Consider the following 17,158-nt stretch of genomic DNA (forward strand, 5'->3'; position numbering starts at 1 on the left):
CGCTTCCGTTTTGCGCGAGGCTATTCGTCGCCGAGGGCCAGCCGCACGAGGTCGTCGACCCCCATCTCGCCGAACGCGTCGTCGTCGGGGGATTCCGGGGCCGCGCCGCCGTCCCGCAGCTTCAGCACCGCCTCCAGCAACCCCGCCTCGCGGAACCGGGCGACCGGAATGGACGCGAGTGCCGCGCGGAACTCCTGGTCCTCGTCCGCCTCCACCGAGGGGGAGTCCGGGAACAGCTCCTCCCCCACGTAGCCGGCCAGCGCCGCCGGCGTCGGGTAGTCGAAGATCAGCGTCGCCGGCAGGCGGATCCCGCTCGCCGCGCTGAGGCGGTTGCGCAGCTCCACCGCGGTCAGCGAGTCGAAGCCCAGCTCCTTGAACACCCGCAGCGGGTCGACGGTCTCCGCGCCGCCGTAGCCCAGCACCGCGCCCACCTGCGCGCACACCAGGTCCAGCAGTGCCTGCCGCCGGTCCTCACCGGACGTCCCGGCGAGCCGCTGCCGCAGGTCGGCCTCCGCCGCTCCCGCACCGGCCGTGCGGCGCCGGACGGCGGTCCGGACCACTCCGCGCAGCTGCTCCGGGACGTCGGTCGAGCCCAGCACGCGCGCGTCGACCAGCATCGGCACCAGCACCGCGTCGGGCGCGCCCAGCGCCGCGTCGAACAGCGCCAGTCCCTGGTCGGCCGGCAGCGGCGGCAGTCCGGACCGCGCCATGCGGCGCACGTCGGCGTCGGACAGGCTCGCCGTCATGCCGCCGGTCGGCAGCCACGGGCCCCAGGCCAGCGCCAACGCGGGCAGCCCGGCCGCTCGCCGGTGCCGGGCGAGTGCGTCCAGGAAAGCGTTTGCGGCCGCGTAGTTGCCCTGCCCCGGCGCCCCGAGCACCCCGGCCGCCGAGGAGAACAGGACGAACGCGGACAGATCGAGGTCTCGCGTCAGCTCGTCCAGGTTCGCCGCCGCGACGACCTTCGGCCGCAGCACGGCGTCCAGCCGCTCCGGGGTCAGCGCACCGACGAGCCCGTCGTCGAGCACCCCGGCCGCGTGCACCACGGCGGTCAGCGGATGCTGCCGCGGCACGTCGGCCAGCAGCTTCGCAAGCGCTTCCCGGTCCGCCGCGTCACACGCCACGACCGTCGTCTCGGCTCCGAGCGAGGCCAGCTCGGTCCGTAGTTCCTCGACGCCCTCGGCCACCGGACCGCGCCGGCTCGCCAGCAGCAGGTGCCGGACGCCGGAGTCCGCGAGGTGCCGGGCCAGCAGCCGCCCGAGCCCGCCGGTGCCGCCGGTGATCAGCACGGTGCCGTGCGGGTCGAGCGGTGCGGGCACGGTCAGCACGACCTTGCCGACGTGCTTCGCCTGGCTCACGTGCCGGAACGCCGCGGGCGCGCGCCGGACGTCCCAGGCGGTGACCGGGACCGGGGTCAGCACCCCGGCCTCGAACCACTCCAGCAGGCGGTCGAACAGCTCGCGGATCCGGTCGTACCCGGCCTCGACCAGGTCGAACGCCTGGTACCGGACGCCCGGGTGCTCGGCCGCGACGCGTTCGGGGTCGCGCACGTCGGTCTTGCCCATCTCCAGGAACCGGCCGCCGCGCGGCAGCAACCGCAGGGATGCGTCCACGAAGTCCCCGGCGAGGGAGTCGAGCACGACGTCGACACCGCGTCCGCCGGTCGCCGCACGGAACTCCGCCTCGAAGTCGAGCGTGCGCGACGACGCGATGTGGTCGTCCGCCAGGCCCGAAGCCCGCAGCGTGTCCCACTTGCCCGCGCTCGCAGTGCCGTACACCTCGGCGCCGAGCTGCCTCGCGAGCTGGACCGCGGCCATGCCGACGCCGCCCGCCGCCGCGTGCACCAGCACGGTTTCGCCGGGTTGCAGGTCACCGAGGTCGGTCAGGGCGTAGAGCGCGGTCAGGAACACCACCGGCACCGAAGCGCCCTGGGCGAACGACAGCCCGGCGGGCAGCCGGCAGAGCATGCGCTCGTCGACCTCCGCCACCGGCCCGAACGCGCCGCCGAACATGCCCATCACGCGGTCGCCCGGCGCGAACCGGGTGACGCCGTCGCCGACCGCCGTGACGACCCCGGCGCCTTCCAGTCCCGGCGAGGTGGCCGGGCCCGGGTACATGCCGAGCGTGTTGAGCACGTCCCGGAAGTTCACGCCCGCGGCGCGCACGGAGATCCGCACCGCGCCCGGCGCGACCGGTTCGGCGAATTCGGGGCAGGGCACGACGGTCAGCCCGTCGAGGGTGCCGCGGTCGGCGATGTCGACCCGCCAGTCCCCGGCGGGGACGGTGAGCGCGTCCGAACCCTTGGCCAGCCGCGCCACCCGGGCCGTGCCGGCGCGGACCGCGACCTGGTTCTCCCCCGTCGCCAGCGCGGCGGGAAGCTCGGCAACGTCACCGGCGTCCAGCAGCACGAAGCGGCCGGGGTGCTCCGACTGCGCCGAGCGCACCAGGCCCCAGACCGCGGCGAGCGCGGGATCGGCCGGGCCGTCACCTTCTTCGGTGACGACCGCGCCGGAGGTCAGCAGCGCGAGTTTCGCCTCGGCGAACCGCTCGTCGGCGAGCCAGGTCTGCACGAGGGCGAGCGCGTCGTGCGTCGCCTCGCGCACCGACCGCGTCGCGAAGGGGACCACGACGACGTCCGGGACGTCGGTGACGTCCGCGAGTGAGCCGACGACCGTCCACGACGGATCCACCCCGTCACCGTCGTGGACGGGCCAGGTCAGCCGGTAGAGCGCGTCCGGCCGGGCCACGAGCTGGTCCGGCGAGAACTCCCTCAGGGCCAGGGAATCCACGGTCGCGACGGCCCGCCCGGCGGAGTCGGCGATCGCGATCGCGAGGGACTCAGGCCCGGTCTTGGTGAGCCGCACCCGCAGGCCGCGCGCGCCCTCGGCGTGCAGCGACACGCCGCGCCAGGAGAACGGCAGCCTGCCGTTCGGGGCGGGGGCGAACGGCAGGAAGGCCGCCGCGTGCAGGACCGCGTCGAGCAGCGCCGGGTGCAGCCCGAACGCCGACGTGTCCGCGTCCTCGGGGAGCTCGACCTCCGCGAAGACGTCTTCGCCGTGGCGCCAGGCCTTCCGCAGGCCCTGGAAGACGGGACCGTAGCCGAACCCGCTGTCCGCGAGCCGGTCGTAGAGCCCGTCCGTCTCGAGGAGCTCGGCGCCCGCGGGCGGCCATTCGGTGAGGTCGTCGCCGCGTACCGGGACCGCCGGCGTCAGCACGCCGCTCGCGTGCAAGGTCCAGGGACTGTCGGGGGCGGCGTCCTCGGGGCGCGAGTGGATGGTCAGGGAGCACGCGCCGGACTCGTCCGGCGCGCCGGTCAGGACCTGGAGCCGGACACCGCCGGTCGCGGGCAGCACCAGCGGCGCCCCGAGCGTCAGCTCCTCGACCTGTGTCCGGCCGGCGCGGTCGCCCGCGTCGACGGCGAGTTCGACGAACGCCGTCCCGGGGAAGAGCACCGAGCCGCCGATACCGTGGTCGGCGAGCCAGGGATGGGTGCGCAGGGAGAGCCGTCCGGTGCCGAGGACGCCCGCGGCCCCGGCCAGTTCGGCGGTGGCGCCGAGGAACGGGTGCGGGCTGGCGGCCAGTCCGGCGGTCGCGACGTCGCCGGTGCGTCCCGCGGACCCGGGCCAGAACCGGCGGCGCTGGAAGGCATACGTCGGCAGCTCGGCCCGCTCGCCTGCCGCGACCAACGTCGTCCAGTCCGGGGAGAAGCCGTGGACGTGGGCCTCGGCCACCGCGGTCAGGACAGCCTCGACGTCGGGACGCTTGCGCCGCTGGGTCGCGGTGACGAAGACTTCGCCGTCGACGCAGTCGCCGACCATCGCCGAAAGCACGGCGTCCGGGCCGACCTCGACGAACCGGGTGACGCCGAGGGCAGCGAGCCGGGCGACGCCGTCGGCGAAGCGCACCTCGTCGCGCACGTGCCGGACCCAGTGCTCGGGCCCGGTGGCGGTGACGAGCCGGCCGGTGAGGTTCGAGACCAGCCCGATCTTCGGGTCCTGGTAGGACAGTCCGGCCGCGACCTCGCGGAAGCGTGCGAGCATCGGGTCCATCAGCGGGGAGTGGAACGCGTGGCTGGTGCGCAGCCGCTTGGTTTCCCGGCCCAGCTGCGTGAAGTGCGCGGCGATGCCGAGGACGTCCTCTTCGACGCCGGACACGACGACCGAGGTGGGCCCGTTGACGGCGGCGATCCCGGCCGACGCGGTGAGCAGCGGCCGGACCTCGTCCTCGGTCGCCCGCACGGCCACCATCGCCCCGGTCGCGGGCAGCTCCTGCATGAGCCGGCCGCGCGCGGCGACCAGCGTGCAGGCGTCGTCGAGGCTCAGCACCCCGGCCACGTGGGCGGCCGCGAGCTCGCCGACGGAGTGGCCCATGACGAAGTCCGGGGTCAGCCCCCACGACTCCAGCAGGCGGAACAGCGCCACCTCGACCGCGAACAGGGCGGGCTGGGCGAAGCGCGTCTGGTCGAGCCGCTCGCCGCCCTCGGCGATCACCTCGCGCAGCGGGAGGTCGAACCGCGCGCAGGCCGCGTCGAAGGCGTCGGCGAACACCGGGAACGCCTCGCGCAGCGCGAGTCCCATGCCCGAGCGCTGGGCGCCCTGGCCGGTGAAGAGGAACGCCGAACGGCCCTCGTCGGAGACGCGACCGCGCACGACGCCGGGGCCATCCCCGCCCTCGGCGAGCAGCCGCAGGTTCGTCAGCGCGGTGTCCCGATCGGGGGCCAGGACGACCGCCCGGTGGTCGAACGCGGTCCGGGCGGCCAGCGCGGAGCCGATGTCGTGGGCCGCCACCGGAAGCAGGGCGGCGGCCTGCGCGGCCAGCGCCGCCTCGGTGTGCCCGGACAGCGGCCAGAGAAGCGACGCCGTCTCGTCCACAATGGACTCGACAGATGCGGGAGCCTGCTCCAGCACGGCGTGCGCGTTGGTGCCACTGAAGCCGAACGCGGACACCGCGGCCCGGCGCGGGCGGTCGGCCGCGGGCCAGGCGACGGGCTCGGTCAGCAGCCGGACGTGCCCGGCGGTCCAGTCGACCCGCTCCGACGGGACGTCGGCGTGCAGCGTGCGCGGCAGCACCTCGTTATTCAGCGAGAGGACCATCTTGAGCACGCCGGCGACCCCGGCGGCGGCCTGGGTGTGGCCGAGGTTGGACTTGATCGCGCCGAGCCAGAGGGGACGCTCGCGGTCCTGCCCGTAGGTGGCGAGCAGCGCCTGGGCCTCGATCGGGTCGCCGAGCCGCGTGCCGGTGCCGTGCGCCTCGACGGCGTCCACATCGGACGGCGTCAGCCCGGCGTCGGCGAGGGCGGCGAGGATGACGCGTTGCTGGGAAGGGCCGTTCGGGGCGGTGAGCCCGTTGCTCGACCCGTCCTGGTTCACCGCCGAGCCGCGCAGCACCGCCAGGACGCGACGGCCGTTGCGCTGAGCGTCGGACAGCCGCTCCAGCAGCAGGATCCCGGCGCCCTCCGACCAGCCGGTGCCATCGGCGGCGTCGCCGAAGGCCTTGCAGCGGCCGTCCTCGGCCAGTCCGCGCTGCCGGCTGAACTCCACGAACCCGGCGGGTGTCGACATCACGGTGACCCCGCCGGCCAGCGCCAGCGAGCACTCGCCGGACCGCAGTGACTGCGCCGCGAGGTGCAGTGCGACCAGCGACGACGAGCACGCCGTGTCGACCGTGACGGCCGGGCCTTCGAGCCCGAAGGTGTAGGAGACGCGGCCGGACAGCACGCTCGCCGCGTTGCCGGTGCCGAGGTGCCCGGCGACGTCGTCCGCCGAGTCCCGCAGCAGCGTCGAGTAGTCCTGGCCGTTGGTCCCGGCGAAGACGCCGGTGCGGCTGCCGCGCAGTGCCGACGGGTCGATCCCCGCACGTTCGAAGGCCTCCCAGGAGGTCTCCAGCAGCAGCCGCTGCTGCGGGTCCATCGCGACGGCTTCGCGCGGCGACACCTCGAAGAACTCCGGGTCGAACCCGGCCGCGTCGGCGAGGAAGCCGCCTTCGCGCGTGTAGCAGGTGCCGGGGTGGTCGGGGTCCGGGTGGTAGAGCGTGTCGAGGTCCCAGCCGCGGTCGCCGGGGAACGGTGAGATGACGTCACGCCCGGCTTCGAGGAGTTCCCACAGCTGCTCGGGCGTGCTGACCCCGCCGGGGAAGCGGCAGCTCATCGCCACGATCGCGATCGGCTCGTCACCGGCCCGCGTGGTCGTTTCGGCGGGCGCGACGTCGGCCGCGCCGAGCAGGTGCTCGGCGAGCGCACGCGGCGTCGGGTGGTCGAAGATCAGCGTCGAGGGCAGCGTCAGGCCGGTCTCGCGGCCGAGCGCGTTGCGCAGTTCGACCGCGGTCAGCGAGTCGAAGCCGAGGTCGGCGAACGGCCGGTCCGCGCGCACGGACGCCGCCGAGTGGCCGAGCACCGCGGCCACCTGGGCGCGGACCAGTCCGAGCGCGTCGGCGGGAACCCCGGACGGCGCCGGCGATTCCCCGGTGAGCCCGCTGAGCAGCGGCCGGGTGGCGTCGAGGTGGTCGGTGGCGAGGTCGATGGGCACGACCAGCGCGTCGGGAGCGGCGAGAGCCCGGTCGAACAGCGCCAGCGCGTCACGGGCGGACAGCGGCCGCACGCCGCCTTGGCGCATGCGGGCCACGTCGGCGTCGGTCAGCTGCCCGGTCATCCCGCCGTCCGGCCCCCACGGGCCCCAAGCCAGCGACACCGCGGGCAGGCCCAGCTCTTGCCGGTGCTCGGCGAGCGCGTCGAGGAAGGTGTTGCCTGCCGCGTAGTTGCCTTGCCCGGCGCCCCCGAGGACCCCGGCAGCGGAAGAGAACAGGACGAACGCGGACAGTCCTTCGGTCAGCTCGTGCAGGTGCCAAGCTGCGTCGAGCTTGGGCCGCAGCACGGCGTCGAGCCGCTCGGGGGTCAGCGACGAGACGACGCCGTCGTCGAGCACCCCGGCGGTGTGCACCACGGCGCTCAGCGAGCCGATCTCCCCGAGCAGCTCGGCCAGGGCGTCCCGGTCGGTGACGTCGCAGGCGGCCAGCACGACTTCAGCGCCTTCGGTCGCCAGCTCGGCCTGAAGCTCGTGCGCACCAGGCGAATCCGGGCCACGCCGGCTCGCGAGCACGAGCCGCCGGACGCCGTGCGTCCGGACGAGGTGCCGGGCGAGTTCACCGCCGAGCGAACCGGCCCCGCCGGTGATGAGCACGGTGCCGTCCAAGCGACCGGTTTCGTCCGAAGTGGACTCGACGAGCCGGGGCGCGGTGACCCGGCCGCCGGCGTAGCTCGCTTCCGTTTCCCCCCAAGCAAGTACGGTCGGCACCTCGTCCGCCAGGAGGAACCGGCCGGGGTGCTCGGCCTGCGCGGAACGGACCAGGCCCCGCACCGCGGCACCGGCGAGCCCGCGGGTGACGAAGACGAGCTTGGAGTGCGCGTAGCGGTCGTCGGCCAGCCAGGTCCGCAGCATTTCCAGGGCTTCGCGCGCCAGCCCGTGGGCAGCCTCGACCAGATCTCCCTCAGCCTCGAACCGGTAGAAGACCACCGGCGGGACGTCGGCACCCAAGTCGTGCCAGTCGACCGCCTCGACGGCCTCGGCCGCCACGGGAACCTGCTCGACGCGGTACAGCGCACCGGCCGGCTTGACCGCCCGCTGCCCGTCCAGCCAATAGCGTTCCCGCTGGAAGGCGTAGGTCGGCAGGTCCACGACCCGCGCGCCCCGCCCGGCGAACACGGCTTCCCAGTCCGGGCTGAACCCGGCAACGTGCAGCCGCCCGACGGCTTCGGTGAAGGTGCGCACCTCGTCCCGGTCCCGGCGCAGGACCGGCACCACCACCGCGTCCGGCACGCAGTCCCCGGCCATCGCGGCGGCCGCGCCACCGGGCCCGGGCGTGACGAAGCGCGTCACGCAGTTCGCGGCGAGCCAGCGCATCCCGTCGTGGAACCGGACGGTGGCGCGGACGTGCTCGACCCAGTACTCCGCGGAAGCGACATCGGCCGGTTCGCCGGTCACGTTCGAGACCACGGGGATCTTCGGCGCCGTGTAGGCGACGGTCTTCGCGACCGCGCGGAACGCGTCCAGGATCGAGTCCATGTGCGGCGAGTGGAACGCGTGGCTGACCCGCAGCCGCTTCGACCCGGCGAACCGCGCGGCGATCTCCTCGACGGCGTCGACGTCACCGGAGACGACGACGGCCTCGGGCCCGTTGACCGCCGCGATGGCGACGCCCTCGCCCAGCAGCGGCCGGACCTCGCCCTCGGTGGCGCGCAGGGCGGCCATCGCCCCTTCGGCCGTCACCGACTGCATGAGCCGCGCCCGTGCGGCGACCAGCCGGCACGCGTCCGCGAGGTCGAACACCCCGGCGACGTGCGCGGCGGCCAGCTCGCCGATCGAGTGACCCATGACGAAGTCCGGCGTCAGGCCCCACGAAACGAGCAGCCGGTGGAGCGCGACCTCCACGGCGAACAGCGCGGGCTGCGTCACCTCGGTCCGGTCCAGGTCACCGCCGTCGAAGAGCTGCTCGCGCAGGCCAGCGAAGCCCGCACAGACCTCGTCGAAAGCTTCGGCGAAGACGGGGAAAGCCGCGTACAGCTCGCGTCCCATGCCCGGCTGCTGCGCGCCTTGGCCCGCGAACACGTAAGCCGTCTTGCCCGGCGTGGTCTCGCCGACGGACGCCAGCTCGGTGAGACCGTCCCGCAGCTCTTCGGCGGTCTCCGCCAGCACGACGGCCCGGTGCTCGAACGCCGCCCGCGTGGTGGCCAGGGAGTAGGCGAGGTCGACCGGCCGATGTCCGTCCACATGCGACAGCAACCGATCGGCCTGCTCGCGCAGCGCCTCGGGGCTCTTCGCCGACAGGACCACGGGAACCAGCCCGGCCGAACCTTCCGGCTCGACGGGTTCGAGGGCGGGCGCCTGCTCGATGATCGTGTGCGCGTTGGTGCCGCTCACACCGAAGGACGAGACCCCGGCCCGGCGCGGCCGCTCGCCCGCGGGCCACGCGACGGCCTCCTGCAGCAGCTCGACCTCGCCCGCATCCCAGTCCACTTTGGACGACGGGGTCTCAGCGTGCAGGGTGCGCGGCAGCAGCTCGTTGCGCAGCGCCATCACCATCTTGATCACGCCGCCGACGCCGGCCGCGGCCTGCGTGTGGCCGAAGTTCGACTTCGCCGAGCCCAGCCACAGCGGCGCCCCGCCCGCGCGTTCGCGGCCGTAGGTCGCCAGCAGCGCCTGCGCCTCGATCGGGTCGCCCAGGGTGGTCCCGGTTCCGTGACCTTCGACGACGTCGACGTCCGCGGCGGACAGTCCGGCGTCGGCGAGCGCGGCACGGATGACGCGTTGCTGCGAAGGCCCGTTCGGCGCGGTGAGCCCGCTGCTCGCGCCGTCGGAATTGACGGCCGAGCCGCGCACCACCGCGAGCACCGGGTGGCCGTTGCGGCGCGCGTCGGAAAGCCTTTCCAGCAAAAGGAAACCGGCGCCCTCGCCCCAGCCCGTGCCGTCGGCGGCGTCGGCGTAGGAGCGGCACCGGCCGTCCGGCGAGAGACCTCGCTGCCGGCTGAAGCCGATGAACGTTACCGGCGTCGACATCACCGCGACGCCGCCGGCCAGCGCCAGCGAGCAGTCGCCGCGCCGCAGCGCTTGCGCGGCCCAGTGCAGCGCGACGAGAGACGACGAACAGGCGGTGTCGACGGTGACCGCCGGGCCTTCCAGCCCGAAGGTGTAGGCCACCCGGCCGGAGGCGATGCTGGCCGCACTGCCGTTGCCCACATAGCCTTCGAGGCTCGCGGGCAGGTCGGTCAGGCGCGTGGCGTAGTCGTTGTACATCACCCCGGCGAACACGCCGGTGCTGCTGCCGCGCAGCGACGCGGGGTCGATCCCGCCGCGTTCGAAGGCCTCCCAGGCCGTTTCGAGCAGCAGCCGCTGCTGCGGGTCGATCGTCTGCGCCTCGCGCGGGGAGATGCCGAAGAACTCCGGGTCGAACTCGTCCGCGTCGTGCAGGAAGCCGCCCTGACGGGTGTAGACCTTCCCGGCGCGGTCCGGGTCGGGGTCGTAGAGCGCGTCGAGGTCCCAGCCGCGGTTGACGGGAAACCCCGAGATCGCGTCGCGGCCCGAGGCCACGACGTCCCAGAGATCCTCCGGCGAGCGGACGCCGCCGGGGAACCGGCAGCTCATCCCCACGATCGCGATCGGCTCGTGCTCCCGGTCCTCGGCGTCGCGCAGCCGTTCGCGCGTCCGGTACAGGTCCGCGGTGACCTTCTTCAGGTACCCGCGCAGCTTGTCGTCGTCGCTCATGCCTTTTCTCCATGGGTGGATCGCACCGCACGTTCGAGCACGTCCGCCGCCCGTCGCGCACCACCGGACGCCTGGATGGCGGCCCGCATCCCCGCGACCTCGGCCGCCACGGCCGCGTCGGCGGCGACGGCCAGGACGGCGTCGCGCACGTCGTCCCCGGTCACGTCGTCCAGCAGCGCCCGGCCCAGTCCCAGCCGCTCGACCTGCTGCGCCGTCACCCGCGCCTCCGGGCGCTGCGGCACGGCGACCACCGGGACGCCGTGGCCGAACGCGTCCATCAGGGAGCCCGTCCCCGCCTGGCAGACGACGACGTCGGTGTGCGGCAGAACCGCGCGGTGGTCGAGCCAGGAGTGCAGCTCGACGTTGTCCGGCATGGCCGCCGCGACGTCGTCGCCGACGTGCCCGGCGGTGGTCATCACGACCCGCCAGCCGGTGCCCGCGAACGCCTGCCCGCACGCGGTGAAGAACCCGGGGTTGCTGTTGGAGGAGGTGCCCAGCGACACCAGGACGACCGGGACGTCCTCGGCGGGGGCGGCCCAGCCGTCGGCGGCCGCGCCGTCGTCGCCGGTCGGGCCGACGAACACGAAGTCGTCGCCGAAGCACTCCGGGCGGAGCTGGAAGGCGCGGGGCACGAACACGAGGTTCGCCACGACCTCGCCGCCGCCGGGCGGGAACTCCGGCGGGGTGTCCAGGCCGAACTGCCCGAGCAGCGCCGTGATGCGCTCGCCGCACGCCGCCAGCGCGGGGTGGGCGGGGTCGAGCGGCGGGCCTTCGAGCTCGGTCTCGCTGCCGTTGAGGGGCACTTCGTCGTTGCCGCCGAAGCCGGCGAACAGGCGGACGACACCACAGCCGGCGCGCCGCGCGACCAGCGTGCCGACGTCGGTGCTCAGCACGTCCTGGACCACGAGGTCCACCGGGCGGTCCGCAAACTCCGGCCACGCGGCGGCGAGCGGGGCGTAGGCCTCGTCGAGGTAGTGCGCGAGGACCCCGGCGAGGTCGTCGGCGGTGTGCACGTCCGGCATCGACTCCGGGAACGCGGACGGGTAGGTCACCACTCTCGCGCCGGTCTCGGCGACCACACCGGCGAACCGCTCGGCGACCACGTACGACACTTCGTGCCCGCGCGAAAGCAGCTCGCGCACGACCGGCAGCGTCGGCCGGAGGTGACCGAAACCCGGAAAACCGAAGAAGGCGACATGCCCGCCGGAGACGTCCACGCCGGTCACCCTAGGTCGGCCGGGAGCGCCCACCGGGTCGTGCACAGGAAATCCGATGATTCGCCTAGTGTCACCGCGGCGCCCGGCGAAAGACCAGCATTCCTCCTAGTTTCTCCTCGCTACAAATAGGACATCCCGTCCGCCGGCCACGCGAGGTGAAAATCCATGGAGCGTCACACTGGAACCGGCTTGCTCCGCAAACCGGACGTGACGTTGCCACACCGGCTCGCCAAGTCCGCGGCCGCCACCGACGGCGTCGCGACGCCGAACGCCGTGGTCGCCAAGTGGATCGAGGATCGCAACCTGGCCCACCGCCACGAGGTCCGCCGGATCGAGTTCGGCGAGCTCCGGCAGTGGGGGTTCGACGCCGGCTCCGGGAACCTGCGGCACGAAAGCGGCCGGTTCTTCGGTGTCGAAGGGCTCGAGGTCGACACCGACCACGGCCCGGTCACGCACTGGTCGCAGCCCATCATCAACCAGCCGGAAATCGGTATCCTGGGCATCCTCGTCAAGGAGATCGACGGGGTCCTGCACTGCCTGATGCAGGCGAAGTCCGAGCCGGGCAACGTCAACGGCGTCCAGGTCTCGCCGACGGTCCAGGCGACCAAGAGCAACTACACCCGCGTGCACGGCGGGCGGCCGGTCCCCTACCTGGACCACTTCCGCGACCCGGACCCGGAAACCGTGCTCGCCGACGTCCTGCAGTCCGAGCAGGGTTCCTGGTTCTACCGCAAGCGCAACCGGAACATGATCGTCGAGGCCGCGGAGTTCGCCGGCGAAGACGACCTGCCCGACGACTTCCGCTGGCTCACCCTCGGCCAGCTGCACGAGCTGCTCAAGCAGGACAACCTGGTCAACATGGACGCCCGCACGGTGCTGTCCTGCATGCCGGCCGGGCTCGAAGGCCACGAGGCCGACGCCGTGAGCGACCTCGCCGCGGCGGTGGCCCGCTCGTCGGCCCAGCCCACCGGCAGCCTGCACACCCGCACCGAGGTGCTCAGCTGGATCACCTCGCGCCAGGCCCAGCACGTCGTGCGCACCAGCTCGCTGCCGCTGGGCGAGGTCGCGAACTGGGTCCGGACGCCGTCGGAGATCTCGCACGAGCTCGGCCTGTTCTTCAGCATCATCGCCGTCGACATCACCACCGAGGGGCGCGAAGTCGCGCAGTGGACCCAGCCGCTGGTCCGGCCGCACGGCGCGGGCGTGGTGGCCCTGCTGGTGAAACGCGTCGACGGGGTGCTGCACGCCCTGCTCAACGCGCGCGTCGAACCCGGCTACCTCGACGTGGTGGAGCTCGCCCCGACCGTGCAGTGCACGCCGGACAACTACGTGCTCACCCCGGCCGCGGACCGGCCGCCGTTCCTCGACATGGTGCTGGGCAGACGCGAAGACCAAGTGCTCTTCTCCGCCCAGCTTTCCGAAGAGGGCGGCCGGTTCCACCACGCGTACAGCGACTACCAGATCATCGAGGTGCCCGCGGACTTCCCGGACGCCGGGCTGGCCGACTTCCGGTGGCTCACCCTCAACCAGCTCAACGAGCTGCTGCGGCACAGCCACTACGTCAACGTGCAGGCCCGCAGCCTGATCGCGTGCCTGCGGGGGCTGCGGTGAGCCGGGCCCTGCGGCTCGGCGCGCTGGGCTGCTCGTCGATCGCCGCGCGGCGCACGCTGCCCGCCGCGGCCGCCGTGGCCGAACTGGCGCTGACCGCCGTCGCGGCCCGCTCGCCGGAGAAGGCCGCGGAGTTCGCCGCGCGCTTCCACGCCACGCCGACGACCTACGACGAGCTGCTGGACCGCTCCGACGTCGACGCCGTGTACGTCTCCCTGCCGACCAGCCTGCACCACGAGTGGACCAGGAAGGCGCTGCTGGCCGGGAAGCACGTGCTGTGCGAGAAGCCGCTCACGCTCAACCTCGAGCAGGCCCAGGACCTGGCCGAGCTGGCCACGAAGCTGAACCTGGTGCTGCGCGAGAACTTCACGTTCATCCACCACCCCCAGCACACGCGGGTGCGCGACCTGCTCGACACCGGCCGCCTCGGCGACCTCCGGACGTTCACCGCGTCGTTCGGCATCCCGCCGCTGCCCGCCGACGACATCCGCTACCAGCCCTCGCTCGGCGGCGGGGCGCTGCTCGACGTCGGCGTCTACCCGCTGCGCGCGGCGCTTTTCCTGCTCGGCCCCGACCTGCGGGTCACCGGCGCCACGCTGCGGTTCGACGAGGGCGGCGTGGACGTCGCCGGGCACGCGCTGCTCACCTCGGCGACCGGCGTCACCGCGTCCCTCGACTTCGGTTTCCAGCACAGCTACCGCTCGCGCTACGAGCTCTGGGGCAGCGCCGCCGCGCTGTCGCTGGACCGCGCCTTCACCCCGCCGCCGGGCCGGCAACCGGTGCTGCGCATCGAAGAACAGGACCACGTCGAAGAACTATGGCTGCCCCCGGCGCACCAGTTCGAGCTGTCGCTGCGCTCGTTCGCCGTCGCCGCGCTGGCCGGGCGCGACGACTCCGAGGCGGCGTGGCTCGCCTCTTCCGTGGACACCGCGCGGCTCGCCGACGAGGTCTTCTCGAACGCGGCCGGGCTGTCCGACGACCGGACGGTGGCCCGCTGATGGAGATCATCGGGAACGGCTTCATCGCGCACCACACCCGGCAGCACTTCGGCGACCGCTACCCGGACGTCACCCTCATCGCGGCGGGCGTCTCGACGGTGCTCGTCGACGACGTGTCGGCGTTCCAGCGCGAGTCCACGCTGGTCTACGACGTGATCGACCGCTGCCGGGCCACCGGCCGCACGGTGATCTTCCTGTCCACCGCCTCGACCGGCATGTACGGCGCCGACCAGTCGGTCGGCAGCGAGGGCGGCGCGGTCTTCCCGCTCACGCCCTACGGCAGGCACAAGCTGTGCCTCGAACACGTCTGCGCGCTCTCCGGCGCGCGGTGGCTCGTCCTGCGGCTGTCGCACATCGTCGGGCCGGGCCAGGCACCGCACCAGCTGCTGCCGTCCCTGACGCGCCAGGTGCTCTCGGGCTCGGTCACGCTGCACTCCGGGGTCTCCCGGGACCTGCTCGACGTCGGCGACATGATGCGGATGATCGATTCGCTGCTCGGCCAGGGCATCCGGGACGAGGTCGTCAACGTGGCGTCGGGCCGGTCCGAGGCGATCGAGGACATCGTCGACGGGCTGGAGGAGCGCCTCGGCACGCGTGCCGAGCGCACCCTCGTCGAGATGCCGGCCAAGCGCGGCGACGTGCGGATCGACAAGCTGCGGTCGCTGGTCACCGGGTACGACGACTTCGGCATCGGCCCGGGCTACCTGAAGCTGCTGCTGGACCGCAACATCGACGAGCTGGCCGCGAGCGCCCGCCGGCACCTCGCGGCCACTGCCGCGGTCAGCGCCTGATCCTTTTCCGTCCCTTGTGGACGATCGCTTTCCCCGGCCGTCTTAAGTGGTTGCGGCACGACGTCCGGCGCACCGTACTGGGGGCTGGGTGCACCGGACGTCGTACCTCGCAGGCGGGAGGGGGGAGTGCTCCCGCCGGGCCTTCGGCCGCCCGCTCAGGGCGGCGCAGGGCGGGGAGAACCCGGCTCGGTGTCGCCGCCGGCGTTCCCGTGCTCGATCATCGGTTTCCCCCTCCCCGTGGGCGCCTCGCCCGCGCGGGGCCCAGTGATCAGCTAACCGGGTGCGGCCGTCGTACGGCTAGCGGAAAAGGTCGCTGCCGGTGACAACCTAAGTTGATCGTCTCGGGACGAGTGGTCCACGAATGGAGTAGGAAGCAACTCTCGAATTGCGTTCTTCGTGTTCCGGATCGACATTCCCGCGCGGAAAGAATGGCGTTGCTCCGAATGCCGCACCTGTACGCGAGGGCAGGGTCGGCGGCCGCCCGTACCCCACCTGACCTGGCGGTGTTGACCACGCCGCCGCCGCGTACCTAGCGTTCGGCGACCCCCACCCCGCGGACGCGTGCCGCCGCCACGGTCGCCGCCGCCCCTCCCCGAGGAGGCGCCCATGTTGTCCAGGCGTACCTTCGTCACGGCCGGCCTCGCCGCCGCCGTGACCAGCGCGCCACTGTGGTCCGCCGCGACCGCGCCGAGAGCGCGGGCCGCGGCGGCACTGCCGTTGACGCTGAAGAACAATTCCGGCGGCGGAACCGTCTACGCCTACGTCAGCGGCGCGGACACCTCCGGCTGGCCCGGCTTCGTCACCGCCGACGGCGTGTTCCACCGGCTGTCCAACCCGTCGTCGCCGGTGACGCCGATCCCGGACTACGCCATCCCGCTGGGCGGCTCCGGGTCCCAGGTCACCGTGACCCTGCGCGACTACATCATCGGCGGCCGGGTGTGGTTCTCGGCCGACAAGAAGATCCAGTTCTTCGTCAACCCGGGTCCCGGCCTCGTGCAGCCGGGCTTCACCAGCTCGGACCCGAACTGGCAGACGAACTGGACGTTCGCCGAGTTCACCTACAACAGCGCGAACCTGTACGCGAACATCAGCTACGTCGACATGGTGGCGCTGCCGGTGTCCATGGCCACCACGGGCGCGGCCGGCTCGCAGTCGGTCAGCCCGCTGCCGAACGGCGCGCTCGGGGCGATCGCGGACGGGCTCCGCGCCCAGCACAACACCGACGGCGCGCCGTGGGACCGGCTGGTCGTCACCGACGCGTCCGGCAAGGTGGTGCGGGTGCTCGCGCCCGGGCACTCCCCCACCGACTTCGGCGGCTACTGGACCGGCTACCTCAACGCCGTCTGGGACCACTACCGCTCGACCCCGCTGACGATCAACGGCCAGGGCAGCATCGGCGCCTACACGGGCACGGTCAGCGGCGACACCATCGTCTTCGCCGGGCTGAACACCAACGGCGTCCCGTTCACCAAGCCGAGCGCGATCGACATCTTCGGCTGCGCCAGCGGACCGCTGTACAACTCCGGCGGGGACGCGCGCGGCGCGATCGCCGCCCGCCTCGCCGCCGCGCTCAACCGCAGCAGCCTGCTGGTCTCCGGCGGCAACAACCAGCCCGACGGCGTCTCGCCGTCCCAGTACTACAAAGACGCGACGACGAACCACTACGCCCGCCTGGTCCACCAGAACGCGTCGATCGGCTACGCCTTCCCGTACGACGACGTGGGCCCGACGGGGGCCCAGCCGGTCGACGGCCACCTCCAGGACCCGGCGCCGACGTCCTGGACGGTGGCACTGGGCCCGGGTGCGGGCGGCGGCACGACACCCCCGCCCGGCGGTGGCACGAGCGCGTACTCGACGATCCAGGCGGAGTCCTTCAGCGCCCAGAGCGGCACGCAGAACGAAGCGTGCAGCGAAGGCGGCACCGACGTCGGCTGGATCGCGGGCGGCGACTGGCTGAAGTACAGCGGCCTCGACTTCGGTTCGAGCTCGCCACGCCAGTTCGTGGCCCGGCTGGCGTCCGGCGCGGCGGCCGGGGTGAGCGGGGCGATTCTGGCCCGCCTGGACAGCACGTCGGGGCCGGTCATCGCGGAGATCGACTTCGCGAACAACGGCGGCTGGCAGAACTGGCAGACGGTGCCGGCGAACATCGTCGCCTCCGCGACGGGCGTGCACGACGTCTACCTGACGTTCGGCGGCGGCTCGGCGGACTTCGTCAACATCAACTGGTTCACCTTCACCCGGTGACGGGCGGCCGGGGCCACGTCCTTGCTCGGGCGTGGCCCCGGTACCCGGCC

5 protein-coding genes and 1 pseudogene are annotated in these 17,158 nt (G+C 73.3%); 4 read left to right on the forward strand and 2 right to left on the reverse strand.

What is annotated here, in order from left to right; translation table 11 throughout:
* Positions 1 to 20: 20 nt before the first annotated feature.
* Positions 21 to 10,238, reverse strand: a pseudogene (locus QSK39_RS26670) (SDR family NAD(P)-dependent oxidoreductase); the annotation flags it as partial.
* Between the two features lie 8 nt (positions 10,239 to 10,246).
* Positions 10,247 to 11,467 (reverse strand): macrolide family glycosyltransferase, encoded by a 1,221-nt coding sequence (locus QSK39_RS26675; RefSeq protein ID WP_285480555.1) that lies wholly within the window; start codon positions 11,465 to 11,467, stop codon positions 10,247 to 10,249.
* 165 nt (positions 11,468 to 11,632) lie between these two features.
* Here QSK39_RS26675 and QSK39_RS26680 point away from each other — a divergent pair, with 165 nt between their 5' ends.
* The 4 genes from QSK39_RS26680 (at position 11,633) to QSK39_RS26695 (ending at position 17,108) form a co-directional block, all read left to right on the forward strand.
* A complete protein-coding gene (locus tag QSK39_RS26680; protein WP_285480556.1) occupies positions 11,633 to 13,078 on the forward strand; it encodes an NDP-hexose 2,3-dehydratase family protein in 1,446 nt (481 codons plus the stop codon).
* On the forward strand, positions 13,057 to 14,073 hold the full coding sequence (locus QSK39_RS26685) for a Gfo/Idh/MocA family protein (RefSeq protein ID WP_285480557.1): 1,017 nt from the start codon (positions 13,057 to 13,059) through the stop codon (positions 14,071 to 14,073). The genes QSK39_RS26680 and QSK39_RS26685 overlap by 22 nt, the downstream gene beginning before the upstream one ends.
* Complete coding sequence (locus QSK39_RS26690) at positions 14,073 to 14,864, forward strand: NAD-dependent epimerase/dehydratase family protein (protein ID WP_285480558.1); 792 nt, start codon at positions 14,073 to 14,075, stop codon at positions 14,862 to 14,864. Before QSK39_RS26685 ends, QSK39_RS26690 begins: the two co-directional genes overlap by 1 nt.
* A gap of 606 nt (positions 14,865 to 15,470) precedes the next feature.
* A complete protein-coding gene (locus QSK39_RS26695; RefSeq protein ID WP_285480559.1) occupies positions 15,471 to 17,108 on the forward strand; it encodes a beta-1,3-glucanase family protein in 1,638 nt (545 codons plus the stop codon).
* Positions 17,109 to 17,158 lie beyond the last annotated feature (50 nt).

The organism is Amycolatopsis sp. NBRC 101858 (assembly GCF_030269325.1).
In the GTDB taxonomy this organism is placed as follows: domain Bacteria; phylum Actinomycetota; class Actinomycetes; order Mycobacteriales; family Pseudonocardiaceae; genus Amycolatopsis; species Amycolatopsis ponsaeliensis.